Below are 17,537 nucleotides of genomic sequence, written 5' to 3'. Positions count from 1 at the left end.
CGCCCCCGGCTTGCGCATTGTTTCGCCGTTCCCTTCCACTCACCAGACGCAGAGGAATCATGACCCAACATTCCAACCACCCGCTCGCGGACAACGACGTGCCGTGCGCGCGCCATCAGACCGCGATTCCGTACGAGCAGATTCTGCATTCGGCCAATGCCGGTCTCGTCGTCCACCGCAAGGCGATCGCGAAGGCCGAGTTCCGCTCGGAGGCCCGCATATTCGCGCGTGAGCTCGGCGAGTACATCACGAGCCGCCAGATCGGCGTCGCGTCGGTCTTCGTCTACGAAGAGACCTTCGGCACGAAGGATGTCGTGCACTGGCTCATGCACATCTCCAGCCTCGATGCTTACCAGACGATGGTCCGGATGGGCAACAGCGATCCGGGCTTTCGCGAGATCTTCTTCAAAGAACGGATCGACGCGAAGAAGGGCGGCGGTACCTGGGACCGGGTTTTCGTCGATGGCAGCGTGACCGAAACCGTGCTTCTGCCTCAGTTCTACGGGATGTACGGCACGGCCATCGAAGGCCGCCCGGCCGTCGTGACGAAGGAGACGAGTTCCGGCGGCCTGATCCTGCCGCCCGCGCAACATCAGACATCGGTGCCGCCCGAGCAGTTGCTCAATTCCGCCAACGCCGGCATCGTCATCCATCGTACGGGCCAGCTGGCTTTTCGTTTTCGGTCGGAAGGACGGCAGTTCGCACGTGCGGTCGCCGAAACGATCAACACGCATCAGCGCGGCGTCGCATCGGTGTTCCTCTACGAAGAAGCATTCGGGCGCTCGGACCGCATTCACTGGCTGATTCACCTGAAGGACCTGTCGGCCTACTACTCGCTGATCGACATGCGCGCGGCCATGACACCAGAAGTGGCGGCCGTCTACAGCAAGCAATGGATTCCCGACGAGAAAGGAGGCGGCGACTGGAGCCGCATGTTCCTCGACGCGACGCTCGAGGATGTCGCGCTCACGCCGCAACACTGGAACATGTATGCGACCCAGGGCAGCGCGCAGGCTACCGTGGAAGCGTCCGCCGCGGCACTGGAGTAAGGCCATGGCGCCCGATGGCATGAATCCCGGTCCGCGACGCCGTGCCGCGCGCGGCCGACGGAGCGGTTGGTTGTGCCCGGCCGCCGGCCCCTTCGGCAGCCCCGTATGGGGCTGCCCGAACCGGACCGACACTGACAAGCAAGTTATGACCCGATGCTCTCCTTGACTCTTTCCGCCAGGGCGTGGGTGATCCCCGGTCTGTCGCTGCTGCTGAGCGCCTGCTCGGTCAGCCCGCCCCCTCCGCCCGCGATGCCGGCCGCCCCCGCCCGATGGAGTGATCGGCCGGGCACCGACGCCGCCGTTGCGTCGATACCCGCCATACCCGCCACCAGCACCGCCTGGTGGACGAGCCTTGGCGATCCCGCCATTGACGCACTGATTCAGGCTTCGCTGGCCGATAACCCGACGCTCGAGCAGGCGGCGGCCCGCGTCGATCAGGCTCGGGCCGCGGCAGGCATCGCGGCCGCACAACGGTTGCCGACGCTAACCGCCAACGGCTCCGCGAGCCGCGCGCAAACCGCCTATGTCAACGGAACCAGCAACAGCGCGGGCTTAGGCGGCAACGCCAGCCAGGTCGGCCAGAATCTCGACCTGCTGTACGGCACCGCGCAGATCGGCCCGGCGCTGTCGTGGGAAATGGATCTGTGGGGACGTGTCCGGCAGTCGCGAATCGCCGCGAACGAGCGGCTCGCGGCCCGCAACGCCGACGCCCGCAGCGCGCGCCTCGCGATCGAGGCCGAGGTCGCACGGAATGTGGCCGAATTGCGCGCGTGCCGCTACTCGCTCGAGGTTCGCGATAGCGATATCGCATCGCGTGACCTCGAACTCGGCCTGATCCGGCAACGCCTGGCGGCAGGCAACGTGGCCCGCATCGACGAGGCCAGCGCGATCGGCAATCTCGCCATCTCCCGCGCCAGCCGTCTGGACCAGACCGAACGCTGCGACCAGCTCGACAACGCGCTGGTCGCGTTGTCGGGGCTCGACCTCGGCACGGTCAAGTCGCTGATGCGCCGGCCGCTCGCCAACAACGCCCGCATCCCGGAACCGCCACCGACGCGGCCGGCACTGCCGGCCAGCGTCCTGGCGATGCATCCCGATATTGTCTCCGCCCGGCGGGAAGTCGACGCCGCGTGGGCGGACATTGGCGTCGCGCGCGCGGAACGCCTGCCCCGACTCGAACTCGACGCGATGCTGGCAGGCCAGTGGCTGACCGCGCTTGGCAAAACCTTCAGCATTCTGGCGTGGTCCGTCGGCCCCACGCTCAGCGGAACGCTGTTCGACGGCGGCGCGGGCAGCAGCAAGGTCGCCGCCGCGCGCGGGCGCTATCGCGAAGCCGTCGCGAATCTCGACGCGCACATTCGCGAGGCCGTACAGAACGTCGAAAACGCGCTCGCGCGCCAGGCATCGGCCGACGCACGCCTCACGTCGTCGCGCGAAGCGCGTCAGGCCGCCGGCGACGCGCTTCGCGCCAACGAGGCCCGCTGGCGTGCCGGCGCGATCAGTCGCTTCGAACTCGAAACCTCGCGTCGTCAGTTCGAAACGGCCGAGGAAAGCGTTATCGACGCAGCCCGGGACCGCTGCACGGCCTGGGTCGCGCTGGTCAAGGCGACCGGTTACGGGCCGAGTCTCGCGACCGCCTTGCCGAGCTCTTCCGGCGACTCTTCCCCATCATGAAACCCGCAATGATCCGACTCTTGAAGCTGTCCGCCGCCTGCGCGCTGGTGGGCATTGGCGCCGGCATTTACGCCTTCGCATCCGCCCCCCCCGGCGACAAGACGCCACGCCCCGGACGCGAACCCGCGCTCACCGTGACGGCCGCAACCGCGCGCGAGGTCGACTGGCCCGTCACGGTCAGTGCATCCGGCGCCATCGCCGCCTGGCAGGAATCCAGCGTCGGCGCTCAGGTCAGCGGCTATCGCCTGATCGAGGTCGATGTGAATGTCGGCGACATCGTCAAGCGCGGTCAGATGCTCGCGCGCATCGACGCGGAACAACTGCGCGCCGCAGTGCGCCAGTCGGCTGCCACGCTCGCGCAGGCGGAGGCCACCGCCGCGCAGGCTGAACTCAACCGCGCGCGCATGACCGGCCTGCGCGACAGCGGCGGCATCAGCGAGCAGGAAATCCTCCAGTACGTCACCCAGGCACGAACCTCAAAGGCGCAAGTCGACTATGCGCGGGCTGTCCTGGAGCAACAACGCATCCAGTTGCGAGATACCGAAGTGCGCGCGCCCGACGACGGCGTCATCAGCGCACGCGACGCGACCGCCGGTTCGATCGTCACGACCGGGCAGACGCTGTTTCGCCTCATCCGCCGCAACCGGCTCGAATGGCGCGGTGAACTGACGGCCTCCCAACTCGCCCAGATCGGCATCGGCGATACGGTCGCGCTGTCGTTGCCAGACGGAACGAGCGCCGATGCGCGCGTCCGCAGCCTCGCCCCGTCGCTCGACCCGAAGACACGGCTCGCGCTCGTCTACGCCGACATCGTCCCCGGCAGCCACGCACGTGCCGGGATGTACGCGAGCGGCGTGCTGTCGGTCGGTCGGCACAAGGCGCTCGTCGTGCCGTCCGACAGCGTGGTGGTGCGCGACGGGATCAGCTACGTGCTCGCGCTGCACGATGGCAGCGCGACGCCGAATGTCGATCGACTGACCGTCACGGTGGGCCGCCGGCTCGGCAATGAAGTCGAGATCCTGAGCGGGCTCGTCAATGGTCGCCGCGTGGTGGTGCAAGGCGCCGGCTTCCTGAACGACGGTAACGTGGTGCGCGTGGCTCACGCCCAGGCGGGAGGCGCATCGTGAATCTCGCAAACTGGTCGATCCGCAATCCCGTCGCCGGCATCCTGCTGTTCGCACTCCTGTCGCTGGCAGGCATCGCCGGCTTTATACGCCTGCCCGTGCAGGCGTGGCCCGACGTGCAGTTGCCGACCGTCGAAATCACGTTGACGGAGCCCGGTGCGGCACCAGCCCAGCTCGAGGCTGATGTCGTGCGCAAGGTCGAGAATGCGCTCGCCGCGCTCGCGTCGGTCAAGCACATCCTGACGACCGTCACTGATGGCAAGGTGTTCATTTCAGTTCAATTCGAGCTGGGCAAGGATCTGCCGAGTGCGTTGATCGAGTGCAAGAACACGGTGGACAGCATCCGCCCCCAGCTGCCCGCGAGCCTCGAACAGCCCATCGTCGCACCGGTCAACGCATCTGGCGATCCGGTACTCGTCTACGCAGTGTCGTCGTCGCGCATGAACGAGCGCGACCTCTCCTGGTTCGTCGACGACACCGTGTCGCGCGCGGTGCAGGCAATCCCCGGCGTCGGCGCGTTCCAGCGTGTCGGCGGCGTGCAGCGGCAGGTGCGCGTCGAAGTTGACCCGACCCAGATGGCTGGGCTCGGCATCAGTTCGGCCGACGTGTCGCGGGCGCTGCGCGACATGCAGCAACAGTCGTCGGGCGGTCGCACCGACCTGGGCGGGTCCGAGCAGTCGATCCGGGTCATCGCCACCGTCCATCAGGCCAGCGAGCTGGCTGCGCTTCCGCTCACGCTACGCGATGGCCGCACGGTCCGGCTCGACCAGTTCGCGACGGTCGCCGATACGCACGCCGAGCGCACGCAGATGGCATTGCTCGACGGTAAGCGGGTCGTCGCCTTTAGCGTGTCGCGGGCGAAGGGCCATGACGAAACCGCGATCGCCGCGCAGGTCGGCCACGTGCTGGCGCGGTTGGGCGCAAGCCACCCCGACGTCCGCTTCCTGGCCACGGACGGTTCGATCACAGCCACGCGGGCGGTCTACTCCGGTTCGATGCACATGCTTTACGAGGGCGCGCTCCTTGCAGTGATCGTAGTCTGGTGGTTCCTTCGGGACTGGCGCGCTACGTTCGTCGCCGCCTGTGCTCTGCCGCTGTCGATCCTGCCCACCTTTGCGGCCATGTCATGGCTCGGCTTCTCCCTCAACACGCTCACGCTGCTCGCGTTAGCCGTGGTGATCGGCATTCTGGTCGACGACGCGATCGTCGAAGTCGAAAACATCGAGGCGCACCGCCGCAACGGCAAATCGATCCGACGGTCGGTGGAGGACGCAATCCATGAAATCGCACTGCCCGTCGTCGCCACGACGATGGCGCTCGTCGCCGTGTTCTTGCCAACCGCGACGATGGCCGGCATCACGGGCCGCTATTTCGTGCAGTTCGGCTGGACGTCCGTGATCGCGGTACTCGCGTCGCTGCTCGTCGCGCGCGTGCTGACGCCAATCCTGGCGATCGCGCTGCTCGGCAACCGGCCCGTACATCGCGAGCGCGACGGCCGCCTGATGCAGCGCTACCTCGATGCCGTCCGCTGGTGCCTCACGCATCGCAAGCTGACACTGGGCGCGGCGGCCCTGTACTTCGTCGGCTCGCTCGCGCTGGTTCCGTTCATACCCAGCGGCTTCGTGCCCGCGACGGACAATTCGAGCACCAGGGTCACACTGAGCCTGCCGCCAGGCAGTTCGCTGGCCTCCACGGCCGCAATGACGGAAACGGCACGCGCGGCACTGGCGACCTTGAAGGGCGTGGACCATGTCTTCGCCAACGTCAACAAGATCAGCGCTGAACTGACGCTGATTCTGGCGCCGCGCGGCGCACGTCCGAATCAGACTGAGATCGAAGCGCAGGCCCGCCGCGCGCTGTCCGGCATCCCCGGCGCACGCTTCACGGTCGGCGGCAGCGGTGCCGGCGACCAATTGCGCCTGATTCTCGCAAGCGACGACGACGGGGCGCTCAACCAGGCCGCCCGCGCACTCGAAAGCGAACTCCGCGGTGTCGGGTCGTTGACGAACATCAATTCAACGGCCAATCTCGAACGGCCCGAACTCGTCGTTCGGCCCAATCTCGACCGCGCGAGCAATGTCGGCGCCAGCACTGAGGCGATCGGAGACATCGTGCGCATCACGACGAGCGGGGATTTCGGCACGAACCTCGCCCGACTGGATCTCGACAATCGCCAGGTCGACATCAATGTCAGCATGCCCGACGCGTATCGGCGCGATCTGTCGGCGCTCGCCAATCTCCGTATCCCGACCACAACCGGCACGGTCCCCCTTGCCTCGGTCGCCACTCTGGCCGTCGGTAGCGGCCCGTCCAGGATCGACCGCCGCGACCGCCGCCGCTATATCGTCATCAGCGCGGACCTGGACGGGATGCATCTCGGCGATGCAATTTCGGCCGCCTACAAGCTGCCCTCCGTGCTCGCGCTGCCGACCGGGGTAGCGCTGATTCCCGACGGCGATGCCGAATTGCAGGGCGAACTGGCGAGCAGCTTCGTGACCGCAATCGTCGTGGGGATACTGTGCGTCTACTGCGTACTTGCGTTGCTATTCCGCGACCTGCTGCAGCCGGTGACGATCCTTTCCGCACTGCCGCTGTCGATCGGCGGCGCTCTGCTGGCCTTGCTGGCCACCCGCAACGAACTCAGCGTTCCGTCGATGCTCGGGCTGCTGATGCTGATGGGCGTGGTCAGCAAGAATTCAATCCTGCTCGTCGAGCACGCGATCCTGCGTATTCGGGGCGACGGCCTTACGCTCCATCAGGCCCTGCTCGATGCATGTTACAAGCGTGCCCGGCCGATCGTCATGACGACCGTGGCGATGACAGCGGGCATGGTCCCCATCGCGCTCGGCTTCGGCGCCGATGCCAGCTTCCGCCGGCCGATGGCGGTCGCCGTGATCGGCGGCCTGATCACGTCGACGGCGCTAAGCCTGCTCGTGGTGCCGGTGGTGTTTTTCTACATCGACAGGTTCCGGCAGTTCCTGATTCGCATGACCACCCGGCCGGCGCGCACACGCGAGACGGTGAGGCGTGGCATTACACCCGCCCCAGCGCAACCGAAGACGTCCCGCTCGCCAGTGGGCGCGGCCGGTATGCAAAACGAATAACCGCTGATCCGGCGGTCCGCCCCGGAGGGCAGCGACCGTCATCAATAAAAAGGAGGCAAGATGCCGACATTGGATGTCATGTTGGAGATGGCGCTCTATGTTTCACTGGTCCTGGCCACGCCCGGGCCGACAAATACCCTGTTGTTGTCGTCGGGTGTCAAGGCGGGCTTCCGGCAATCGCGGCACCTCTTGGTTGCCGAGGCAGCGGGGTATGGCTTCTCGATCTCTCTGTGGGGCTTCTTTGTAGCGGTATTCGCGGCAACACGCCCTTGGCTTTACGATGCGCTGAAGCTGGGAAGCTCAGCCTACATTTTCTATCTCGCGCTGTTGTTGTGGAAAAGTCCGCGCTTCGATGAGATACAGTCGAGCCCCATCGGTTTTCGTGACATGTTCGTCGCCACAACCATGAACCCGAAATCGATCTTGTTCGCCACCGTGATCTTTCCCACGGAGGCTTTCGCCTCGGCTCCGTTCTATCTCTGCGCGATCTCGGTCTTCACGACGCTCGCCGTAACGATCGGTTCGATGTGGCTAACCATCGGCGGTGCCTTGAAGGCACGCCGGTCGTTGGCCGCATATACTGCAACGCTGCTTCGCGGCGCATCGGTCGTGCTGTTGATGTTTTCTGGCTCGCTGTTGTTTTCCGTGCTTAACCGCTAAGCACCATGGAAGAGCTATTGAAGCAAACCCTTTGAAGTAATACGACGATTCGGAGACTCGTGTCTCGAAGGAATCCTTCAAATGGATGCATCCGATGCAGCGTGTGCTGATCTCGGTCCGGGATAAAAGCCATCCAACCCATCGAGAGGATTGCCACCCGACATGTACGATCTGTGAAGACGTTATCACTGCATTCGCCGTGACCGGTAGCGTCGCCTGCGTCGCGTGCTACCTGATTGCCGGTCTCCTGCTTCGCGTGCCCAAGCTCGCGTCGATTCTGTAGACGCATCCGCTCTCGCCGCTTTTTGTACAGGGTCTCAGCGGCTAGCGTCGGGCGACGTAGTACACAGCCGCTGCGGTGATCCCGAATACCAGATGAGCGATCAGCGTGATCGCGCCGCGAACCGGGATGAACCACGGAAAGATCGCCGTGAATCCGTACAGGTTCACGCCGTACAGGAGAAGCCCGAATGCGCCGCCCGCAAGCAGCGCGGCCACGCACGACAGACTGTGGACCAGCCGTGCCAGCACGGCCGCATAGACGAGCGAAAGCATCGCATGCACGAGCGTCGCCACGCCCATGACCCGCGGATCGAAGCCGCCGGACGTATCGAGCACGCTTCGCCCCATCACGATCGCGGCCGTGAGGCGCGCGTCGCGCAACAGATTCTGGACGGCATCATCGCCGGCGATTGCCCAGAGCAGCAACTCGATGACGGTCGATCCGACCGCCGCGCCGAACGCTGCCCAGAGCATCGGGACCCCACTCGCTTGTTTCAATGGTCGTCCTCATGGCGGGCCGGTCGATGCATCGAACCAACCGCCGTGCAACCCGGCTTACCGCACCCCTTCGCAGTCCGACCAGTACGCAAACGGGTCGCGATGTTTCGGATAGTGCTCGTCCAGCCATTTCAACAGCGTCGCCCGCGCATTGTCCATGTCGGCCTTCAACGACGACGTCGTCAGTTCGTGCACCTCGATGGACTTTTCCCGATCGATCACGAAGCAGTTCCAGTCGGGGCCGTCGAGATCCGGATCGTCGGACGCCTTCGACGACTTGCTCCAGCCGAAACGCTTGCGCGCATCGATGTAGTAGCGCGGATGCACCTTCAGATACGACATCTCGCCGCCCTGCAGGCTGCTCTCGGCGCGCAGCACGTCGCGTTCGTCGACGATCTGCGTGACTTCCGGAAGCCGGCGCGAGCGCCATCCGGCAGGCAGCGTCGCCACCGCGCGGACGCTGTCGTACGTGCCCCATTCGAGGCCCCATGCTTCGGCCATGCGTTTCATGAACGCGTCGGCGCTCGGATAACCGCGCAGCTGGATGCGGGTCGACAGCGTGACCTCCACCCCGCCGCGACCGCCGGATGCGCTCGACACCTCGTCGTCCGTTGCGAACGGATTGCCCGGACGCGGCGATTCGCGCTTCGCGTCCGCAGGCGCCAGGCCGGAAAACAGTTGATCCAGCGCCGCACGCGCTTTCGACGACTTGTCTGGTCTATTCATCGGTTCCCTTTTGTACAAATTTGAACCCGTACTGCAATGGTTGGTGATTGCCCTGCCGTCGGGCAAAGGCTCGATTCCGCTTCATTGCGGTGATCTCGCCGTTTCCGCGGCTGCATTGTAACGATTTGGCGGCCCGGGCCGAACGAACGGAAATGATCGGACATACGCGCCTCGCTGCATTCCATTCGCCCCGAAACGGTCGCCGACATAAATACGCACTACCGCACGATTTTCCATGACAAACGCCCGGCCCGCGCCGTATACACTGGCCCTTTCGCGGCACCGGAAGTCCGACGGTACGCTCGGCGACATCGACTCGCACGCTTTGCCGATCACGAAACGAAGCACGCTGGAGAAACCATGACTCGATTTTTCACGCGCTGGTTCGGCAACGACAAGACAAGCGACGGGAACAACACACCGGAGGCGCTCGAGCCCCCGGCTTCCGATGCCGATATCCTTCGCGATCACTTCTCGCCGTCGCCGGACGCGTTGGCGGCACTTGCGAAGCTGGTCGACATCATCGTAAAGCCTCTCGACACCGTGACACGCAACCGTCTCGTCGCCTACGTCCACGATGCCGACCCCGGAGAAGACACGTCATCGATACTGGACTGGGTACTCACGCGCGACATGAGCGCCCCGGAAACGCTCGACCCTTCCAACTGGTGCCTGTGCATCTCGGTCGACTGGCGCGCATCCGACGAAATCGAATGGCAGGCAAACCAGATGCTCGATACGCTGGGCATCGCCGAGCGCTGGACCTGGGACGGTGAAGGCGACGTACCGGCCGGACTGCTCGTGCTGGGCGCCTGGCTGGCCGGCAAAGGGTACGCGTTGCTTCATCTCGACACCGGACACGACGCCTATACGGCGTTCGCCGTCAGACAAGACGACCTCGCCGAAGCGCTGGCGCTTGCCCATGCCGCAGGGGCGGAAATCTCGATGTACAACGACCTTCAGCCGTGAAATGCATGCGGCCCGCGCGGCCAGCCCGCCATTCTACGCAATCTGCCGCGCCCTACCCCAGCGCCTTCACCATCCGTTCCATCAACGCGAGAACCTCCGGCCGATTCTCGCCCTTCGCATGCACGAAGTGATAGCTGAGCAGTGAATCGACCTCGTGACGGCTCACGCGCACGAGTGCGCTGCGCTGCAGATACGCATCCGCAAGCGGCGTTCGCGCAAGCGCCACGCCCAGCCCCGCTTCGGCCGCCGCCAGCACGAGGTTGTAATCCTCGAACCGGCGATCCTGCGCACGCGGCTTGAACGGAATGCCGAGCGCATCGAACCACGTGCGCCAGCCGGTCACGTCGGAATCGTGCAGCAACGGCATGTCGAGCAGCGCGGCGTCGCCCGCTCCGCGGCGCATGCTGGCCAGTTGCGCGGCGAGCCGCGGATGCGCGACCGGATACAGCCGTTCCGGCATGAACGGGCGGGTGTCGAGCCGACGCCAGTTGCCGCGCCCGTACCGGATCGACAGATCCGCTTCGCCGCCGGCGATATCCACGTTGCGCAGTTCGATGCCGAGCTCGATGCGCAACGCGGGCGCTTCACTCTCGAGCGCAGGCTGCCGCTCCAGCAGCCACAGCTGCGCGAATGCGGGCACCACGCTCATCCGGACCAGCCGCGGCGCACGCGGCGAACGCCACTGATCGGCCGCGCCGTCGATGATCGCGAACGCCTGCTCGATCCGGCCGACGAAGCGCTGCCCGTCCGGCGTCAGGCGCACGCCGCGTGCATGCCGTTCGAACAGCGCCATCCCGAGCCAGTTTTCCACGGCGGCCACGCGTCGGCTGATCGCGCCGTGCGTGACGCCGGAAACGTCGGCGGCCGCGAGAAACGAACCTTCGCGCGCCACCGTGCAGACCGTCTCCAGGCTCGCGAGCGGCGGCCGCGGGCCCGGCATCGGCGTGGCGGCCGACAGCCCGTCGGCCACCTGACGCACACGCGCCGGACCGCCGGCCCGCCGCGCCTCCGAGCTGTGAGCCATATTCATATCCGGGTGTTGATCTGTGCGCTAGCTTAACATCTCGCCCCGCCGCACCATTGCCGCATGAATACCGTTTCGTCACCGACGTCGCGCGGCGCGCGACAACCGCTCGTCGCGGCAGCCGCGGTCGCGTTCACGATCGTCTCGTGGGCGTCCGCGTTCCCGTTCATCCGGATCGGCCTGCACGGCCTCGCGCCGCTGCAGCTCGCGGCCGCGCGCTTCGCGACCGCCGCGTTGCTCGTGATCGCGTGGCTCGCCTGGCGACGGCCGCCGCTGCCGGCGAAAGGCGATGCGTGGCGCTTTCTCGCATGCGGCCTGCTCGGCATCGCACTCTACAACGCGCTGCTCAATACCGGCGAACAGACCGTGTCGGCCGGCGCGGCGAGTTTCATCGTGAACACGCTGCCGATCTTCACTGCGTTGCTGGCCGCCGTGTTTCTGCGCGAGCGCTTCAATCGCTGGGGCTGGCTCGGTTCGCTGGTCAGCCTCGCCGGCATCGCGGTGATCGCGCAAGGGCAGCCCGGCGGCCTCGTCCTCGGCTCGGGAAGCACGCTGATCCTCGGCGCGGCGCTGTGTTCGGCCAGCTATTTCGTGCTGCAGCGGCGGCTGATTCCCGTGTACGGCGCGCTGCCGTGCACTGCGTACACGCTGCTGGCCGGCGCGGTATTGCTTGCGCCCTGGTTGCCCGGCGCGCTCGTGTCGCTCGGCGGCGGGTCGCGCGACACGGCACTGGCCGTCGTGGTACTCGGCGTCTTTCCCGCCGCGCTGGGTTACGCGACCTGGACCTTCGCGCTCGGCTACTTCGGCGCGGCGCGCGCGGCCAGCTTTCTCTACCTGACGCCGGCGGTCGCGACGCTGCTGTCGGTGGCGCTGACGGGCGAGCGGCCCGGCATCGCGACGGCGTGCGGCGGCCTGCTGGCGATTGCAGGGGTAATTGTCGTCGCGTTGCGCGGACGGTCGTAGGGTCGAACTTGCAGCGAATGGCGTGGCCGACGCGACGATCCGGATTTGCCGCGACGCCGGTCCCAAGACGCCCCCGGTCTCTGCCGATCCGGATGGACGGTTTGGCCTGTGCGGCTGGCACCCATTCACTGACGCTGCCGGGCCTGACCGTTAGTTGCACAAAGATAGAGGTCACTCTCGATGACGCATGTCCATGAAACCGGATACGCCATTCGCCAATGACCAAACTGTGCAGACAAATCGACCGAACAGTTCCCGATTGACCGTGCGTCAGTGTCCATGGCTTCGCCGTGGCGACCGGCCGAATAATGGATGCGGCCGTAAGGCCGACGACAGCGAACCGCAATCCGGGGGCCGCCGCGGCGCACGATTTCCGGTATCCGGAACCTTCGATATCCGCGCGCCGCAACGGCCCGCTACGCGGTGCGCCGCAGCACGCAGAAGCGGGTTCCGATATATTCATACGAATTGCATGGCGTCAGGCGCCCGTCCGCTCGCCCGGGCGGCAGGTCACCCGGCCGGATGCCAGGCAAGTGAACCCCGTGACGGGTATGAAAATTCGTCCGATCGCCCCGGCCCGCGGCCGGCCGGTCAAGACGTCAATAGAAAGACATTCAATTCGGAGATGGCAGATGGAACGAAGCACTGTCGGCATGCGCTGCAAACCCCTGATCACCGTTGCACTGGCTGCCGCCGCGTTCGCGGCCGCGTCGAGCGCGATGGCCGACCAGGTCGTGAAGATCGGCAGCGTCGAACCGACGACGGGCGGCATCTCGCACCTCGGCAAGGACAACGAGAACGGCGCGCGCCTCGCGGTCGAGGAAATCAATGCGAAGGGCCTGACGATCGGCGGCAAGAAGATCACGCTGCAACTCGACGCGCAGGATGACGCGGCCGACCCGCGCCAGGCGACGCAGGTTGCGCAGAAGCTCGTCGACGACAAGGTCGTCGCCGTCATCGGCCACCTGAACTCGGGCACGTCGATCCCCGCGTCGAAGATCTACAGCGACGCGGGCATCGTGCAGATCTCGCCGTCGGCCACTAATCCGACCTACACGCAGCAGGGCTTCAAGACGACCTACCGCGTCGTCGCGACCGATGCGCAGCAGGGCCCGGCGCTCGCGAGCTATGCGCAGTCGAAGGGCGTGAAGAGCGTCGCGGTGATCGACGATTCGACCGCGTACGGCCAGGGCCTCGCGAACGAGTTCGAGAAGAAGGCGAAGGCGCTCGGCCTGAAGGTGCTGTCGCACGACGCGACCAACGACAAGGCGGTGGACTTCCGCGCGATCCTGACGAAGGTCAAGGGCGAGAACCCCGACGCGATCATGTACGGCGGCATGGACGCCACCGGCGGCCCGCTCGCGAAGCAGGCGAAGCAGCTCGGCCTGCGCGCGAAGATCCTGTCCGGCGACGGCGTGTGCACCGATTCGCTGGCCGAACTGGCCGGCCCGGCGGCCGACAACGTGCTGTGCTCGCAGGCAGGAGCTGCGCTCGAGAAGATGCCGGGCGGCGCGGACTTCCTCGCGAAGTACCAGAAGCGCTTCAACCAGGGCATCAAGTTCGATGCGCCGTTCGCGTATGACGCGGTCTACATCGCGGTCGACGCGATGAAGCGCGCGAACTCCACCGACCCGGCGAAGATCCTCGCGGCGATGCCGGCGACGAAGTACGACGGCGTGATCGGCACGACGACGTTCGACGCGAAGGGCGACCTGACGCACGGGATCATCTCGATCTACGGCTACAAGAGCGGCAAGAAGACCTTCCTCGACCAGGTGAAGATGTAACCCGACGCGGCGCCGGCACGACGGGAACGCCACCCGTCGGCGCCGGCGTCGCGCGGGCCGAATACCGATTCACGGAGACGAAGCATCATGTGTGCAATGGCGTATGCGGAATTCCAACAGGAGTTGAAGAAAGCGCAGTTGACGGCGCGCGAGTTCGCCCGCCTGATCCGGATGAACGAAAGTTCGATCACCAACTATTCGAGCAAGGGCACCGTCCCTTCCCACCTCGCGGTCATCGCGAAACTGATCGGCACGCTGGCCGCGCACGAGATCGACTTCCGGCGCGTGATCCGGCAAATGCGGATCGAGCCGAAACGGCCGCGCGGCGTCGGCGTGTTTCCCGCGGCGGAAAAACCGCGTGCGCGGAAAGCGGCGAAAGCCGACGCCTGACCAGCGCCGGCAGAGGTCGACAGCGGCACGGGGATTGCCGCTCGACGCGCGATCGACGCCGCCTCAGGGGCCGCGCGACCCGCCCCGTTGTCACCCCACCGCCCGCACATGATCGAGCAGCGCCTGCAACGGATGGCGCAGCTGCTTCGACGACAGGCGTTTCACCTGGCTGCGGCACGAATACCCGGTCGCCAGCGCCTCGCCTTCCTGTTCCGCCCCGTCGACGTGCGCGGCCCACGACTGCGCATAGATCGTCTTCGACGTCGCGAGGTTGCGCGCCTCGTGCCCGTACGTGCCCGACATCCCGCAGCACCCGGCTGCCTGAACCTGCAAGCGCAGCCCGCGACGCGCGAACACCTGCGCCCATTGCTTGCCGCTGTCCGGTGCATTGGTCTTCTCGGTGCAGTGCGGCAGCAACCGATATGAAACCGTCGCCCCGCCCGCACCGGCTTCCGGCAGCGCATCCAGCAACCATTCCTGCGGCAGCGCGACCTTCGGCACGTCGGCGAGCCCCGTCACCTTCAGGTATTCCTGCCGATACGTGAGCGTCATCGCCGGATCGAGACCGACCAGCGCGACGCCCGAGCGCGCCAGCGCGGCCAGTTGCGTCGCGTTGCGGATCGCGGCCTTCGCGAATGCGTGAAGAAAGCCCTGCACGTGCAGCGCCTTGCCGTTCGGCGCGAGCGGCGCGAGCCACACCTGAAAACCCAGGCGCGCCGCCAGCTCGATCAGCGTCGCCAGTTGCTCGGTATCGAAATAGCGCGTGAACGTGTCCTGCACGATGACGACGCTGCGCGCGCGCTGCGCATCGCTCAACGCGGCGAGCGCATGCGGATCGGCCGGCTTCACGTTCCATGCGCGAATCACGGCCGCGAGATCGAAGCGGCTCAGCAGCGGGCTATCGACCATGCCGATCTTGCGCTCGAGCAGCGTCCGCGCCCAGCCGGCCCCCATCAGCCCGTTGTACAGCGCGGGCACGCGCGCCATCCACGGCATCGTGAATTCGAGCGAACCGATCAGGTAGTCGCGCAGCGGCCGCAGGTAGCGCTGGTGATACAGCTCGAGAAAGCGCGAGCGAAACTCGGGCACGTTCACCTTGACCGGGCACTGCCCCGCGCACGACTTGCACGCGAGGCAGCCAGCCATCGCGTCGTACACCTCGTGCGAGAAATCCGCGTCGCCACGACGTGCGTTGCGGCTGTTGCGCCAGCGCTCGGCCAGACCGCGCAGGAACGGCTGCCGCGTGCGCGCCGCCGCGACGACGTCGACGCCGGCCTGCCCTTGCAGGCGCAACCATTCGCGCATCAGCGACGCCCGCCCCTTCGGCGACTGCACGCGTTCGCGCGTCGCCTTCCACGACGGGCACATCGCGTCGTCCGGATCGAAGTTGTAGCACGCGCCGTTGCCGTTGCAATGCATCGCGGTGCCGTAGCTCTGCCATACGCGCTCGTCGATCTGCCGGTCGTGGTCGCCGCGCGTCGGCACCTCGTCGATCTTCAGCAACCGCAGCGTGTGGTCCGGCGGCGTCGCGATCTTGCCCGGGTTGAACTGGTTGTGCGGATCGAACGCGGCCTTCAACTGCTGCAACGACGGATACAGCTCGCCGAAAAACGCCGGCGCATATTCGGAGCGCACGCCCTTGCCGTGCTCGCCCCATAAAAGGCCACCATGGCGCTGCGTGAGTTCGGCCACCGCGTCCGACACGGGCCGCACCAGCGCCGCCTGCTTCGGGTCCTTCATGTCGAGCGCCGGGCGCACGTGCAGCACGCCCGCATCGACATGGCCGAACATCCCGTACTGCAGCCCGTGGCCGTCGAGCAGCGCGCGGAATTCGGCGATGTACGCGGCGAGATTCTCGGGCGGCACCGCGGTGTCCTCGACGAACGGTTGCGGACGCGCCTCGGCCTGCACGTTGCCGAGCAGACCGACCGCGCGCTTGCGCATCGCATACACGCGCTTCACCGCATCGTCGCCGGCCGCGAGCGTATGGCCGAGACGCTCCACGCTCGTATCGGTGCGCAGATGCTCGACGAACGCGCGCACGAGTGCGTCGACGTCATGTTCGTCGTCGCCGCTGAATTCGATCAGGTTGATGCCGAGCGTCGGACGCGCGTCGTCCTGCGGGAAATACTCGGCCACGCTGCTCCATACGAAGTCCTTCATCGCGAGCATCAGCACCTTCGAGTCGACCGTCTCGATCGACAGCGGCCGGTGTTCGAGCAGCGCGCGTGCGTCGCGCAGCGCGTCCATGAAGCCCGCGTAACGCACGTTGACCAGCACCGAAAACTTCGGGATCGGCAGCACGTTGAGCTTCGCCTCGACGACGAAGCCGAGCGACCCTTCCGCGCCGCACAGCACGCTGTTCAGGTTGAAGCGGCCGTCCGGTTCGCGCAGGTGCGCGAGGTCGTAGCCGGTCAGGCAGCGGTTGAGCTTCGGAAACTTCGCGTCGATCAGCGCCGCCTGGTCGTCGCTGATGCGCCGCGCGGTGCGATACACCTTGCCGACCCGGTCCTGCCGCGTACAGCGGCGTTCCAGTTCGTCGTCGTCGAGCGCGTCGCTGTGCAGCCGCTCGCCGCCCATCAGCACGAAGTCGAGTTCGAGCACGTGGTCGCGCGTTTTGCCGTACGTGCAGCTGCCCTGCCCGCTCGCGTCGGTGTTGATCATCCCGCCGACGGTCGCGCGGTTCGACGTCGACAGCTCCGGCGCGAAGAACAGCCCGTGCGGCTTCAGCGCCGCATTGAGCTGATCCTTGACGACGCCCGCCTCGACGCGCACCCAGCGCTCTTCCGCGTTGATTTCGAGGATCCGGTTCATGTTCCGCGACAGGTCGACGACGATGCCGTCGGTCAGCGACTGCCCGTTGGTGCCGGTGCCGCCGCCGCGCGCGGCCATCGCGACGTCGCGGTGCGCGGGCTCGGCCAGCAACCGGGCCAGCAACTGGACGTCCTCCGCATGCGCGGGGCAGATCACCGCCTGCGGCAGGCGCTGGTAGATCGAGTTGTCGGTGGCCTGCACGGTCCGGTTCGCGTGGTCTGCACGGATTTCCCCGGCGAAACCGGCCGCCTGCAGCGCGGCGAGAAAATCGCGGTACACGTTCGCGGACGGGCTGGCAGGACGGGGCAACGGGACGATCGACATGGGCAAAAACGCAATGTGGGTGGAGCCGGCCGGTTCACGCGCGCCGAAACATGATTTTTTGGCAAGTTTCCGCACAACCGGGAATTCCAGTATCTTTGGATATTCCGCCAGAAACAAACGAATTCTCACCCGGCAAAACTTGCATAAAA

13 protein-coding genes are annotated in these 17,537 nt (G+C 66.3%); 9 read left to right on the top strand and 4 right to left on the bottom strand.

The genetic code is table 11. The features are described from left to right. Positions 1-59 precede the first annotated feature (59 nt). The 5 genes from HWW87_RS14180 to HWW87_RS14160 all read left to right on the top strand — a co-directional run bounded on the left by HWW87_RS14180 (position 60) and on the right by HWW87_RS14160 (position 7,611). On the top strand, positions 60-1,049 hold the full coding sequence (locus tag HWW87_RS14180; RefSeq protein WP_175820803.1) for a DUF6039 family protein: 990 nt from the start codon (positions 60-62) through the stop codon (positions 1,047-1,049). A 162-nt stretch (positions 1,050-1,211) separates the two neighbouring features. Beyond that, complete coding sequence (locus HWW87_RS14175) at positions 1,212-2,723, top strand: efflux transporter outer membrane subunit (protein ID WP_175820802.1); 1,512 nt, start codon at positions 1,212-1,214, stop codon at positions 2,721-2,723. A gap of 8 nt (positions 2,724-2,731) precedes the next feature. Continuing rightward, entirely contained in the window at positions 2,732-3,850 is a 1,119-nt protein-coding gene (locus HWW87_RS14170) for an efflux RND transporter periplasmic adaptor subunit (RefSeq protein WP_244107218.1), read from the top strand. Then, positions 3,847-6,951, top strand: a complete 3,105-nt coding sequence (locus tag HWW87_RS14165) for an efflux RND transporter permease subunit (protein WP_175820800.1) — start codon at positions 3,847-3,849, stop codon at positions 6,949-6,951. The genes HWW87_RS14170 and HWW87_RS14165 overlap by 4 nt, the downstream gene beginning before the upstream one ends. Positions 6,952-7,011: 60 nt before the next feature. After that, the gene (locus HWW87_RS14160) at positions 7,012-7,611 is read left to right on the top strand and encodes a LysE family translocator (protein ID WP_175820799.1); all 600 of its coding nucleotides are present in this window, start codon (positions 7,012-7,014) and stop codon (positions 7,609-7,611) included. 324 nt (positions 7,612-7,935) lie between these two features. On the opposite strand, the gene HWW87_RS14155 is transcribed toward HWW87_RS14160, so the two are convergent. Both HWW87_RS14155 and HWW87_RS14150 read right to left on the bottom strand, forming a co-directional pair. Then, complete coding sequence (locus HWW87_RS14155) at positions 7,936-8,391, bottom strand: sodium:proline symporter (protein WP_175820798.1); 456 nt, start codon at positions 8,389-8,391, stop codon at positions 7,936-7,938. Positions 8,392-8,448: 57 nt separating this feature from the next. Next, the gene (locus HWW87_RS14150; protein WP_175820797.1) at positions 8,449-9,117 is read right to left on the bottom strand and encodes a nitroreductase; all 669 of its coding nucleotides are present in this window, start codon (positions 9,115-9,117) and stop codon (positions 8,449-8,451) included. Positions 9,118-9,477: 360 nt separating this feature from the next. Here HWW87_RS14150 and HWW87_RS14145 point away from each other — a divergent pair, with 360 nt between their 5' ends. After that, on the top strand, positions 9,478-10,086 hold the full coding sequence (locus HWW87_RS14145; RefSeq protein ID WP_175820796.1) for a hypothetical protein: 609 nt from the start codon (positions 9,478-9,480) through the stop codon (positions 10,084-10,086). A gap of 52 nt (positions 10,087-10,138) precedes the next feature. Here HWW87_RS14145 and HWW87_RS14140 read toward each other — a convergent pair whose 3' ends face one another. Continuing rightward, positions 10,139-11,116 carry a LysR substrate-binding domain-containing protein gene (locus tag HWW87_RS14140; RefSeq protein WP_175820795.1) on the bottom strand — a complete coding sequence of 326 codons (978 nt, stop codon included), beginning with the start codon at positions 11,114-11,116 and terminating at the stop codon, positions 10,139-10,141. 57 nt (positions 11,117-11,173) lie between these two features. On the opposite strand from HWW87_RS14140, the gene HWW87_RS14135 reads away from it, so the two are divergent. From HWW87_RS14135 to HWW87_RS14125, 3 genes are all read left to right on the top strand, one after another. Next, entirely contained in the window at positions 11,174-12,073 is a 900-nt protein-coding gene (locus HWW87_RS14135) for a DMT family transporter (protein WP_175820794.1), read from the top strand. Between the two features lie 632 nt (positions 12,074-12,705). Beyond that, the gene (locus tag HWW87_RS14130; RefSeq protein WP_175820793.1) at positions 12,706-13,860 is read left to right on the top strand and encodes a branched-chain amino acid ABC transporter substrate-binding protein; all 1,155 of its coding nucleotides are present in this window, start codon (positions 12,706-12,708) and stop codon (positions 13,858-13,860) included. Between the two features lie 87 nt (positions 13,861-13,947). Next, complete coding sequence (locus tag HWW87_RS14125; protein WP_050015635.1) at positions 13,948-14,250, top strand: hypothetical protein; 303 nt, start codon at positions 13,948-13,950, stop codon at positions 14,248-14,250. 90 nt (positions 14,251-14,340) lie between these two features. Here the strand turns inward: HWW87_RS14125 and HWW87_RS14120 are convergent, their stop codons facing one another. Beyond that, positions 14,341-17,388, bottom strand: coding sequence for an FAD-binding and (Fe-S)-binding domain-containing protein (locus HWW87_RS14120; protein WP_175820792.1), 3,048 nt, complete (start codon positions 17,386-17,388; stop codon positions 14,341-14,343). Between the last annotated feature and the right edge of the window lie 149 nt (positions 17,389-17,537).

Source organism: Burkholderia sp. BCC0419 (genome assembly GCF_902830285.1).
Classification (GTDB): domain Bacteria; phylum Pseudomonadota; class Gammaproteobacteria; order Burkholderiales; family Burkholderiaceae; genus Burkholderia.
This window is presented reverse-complemented; position numbering and strand designations above follow the sequence as displayed.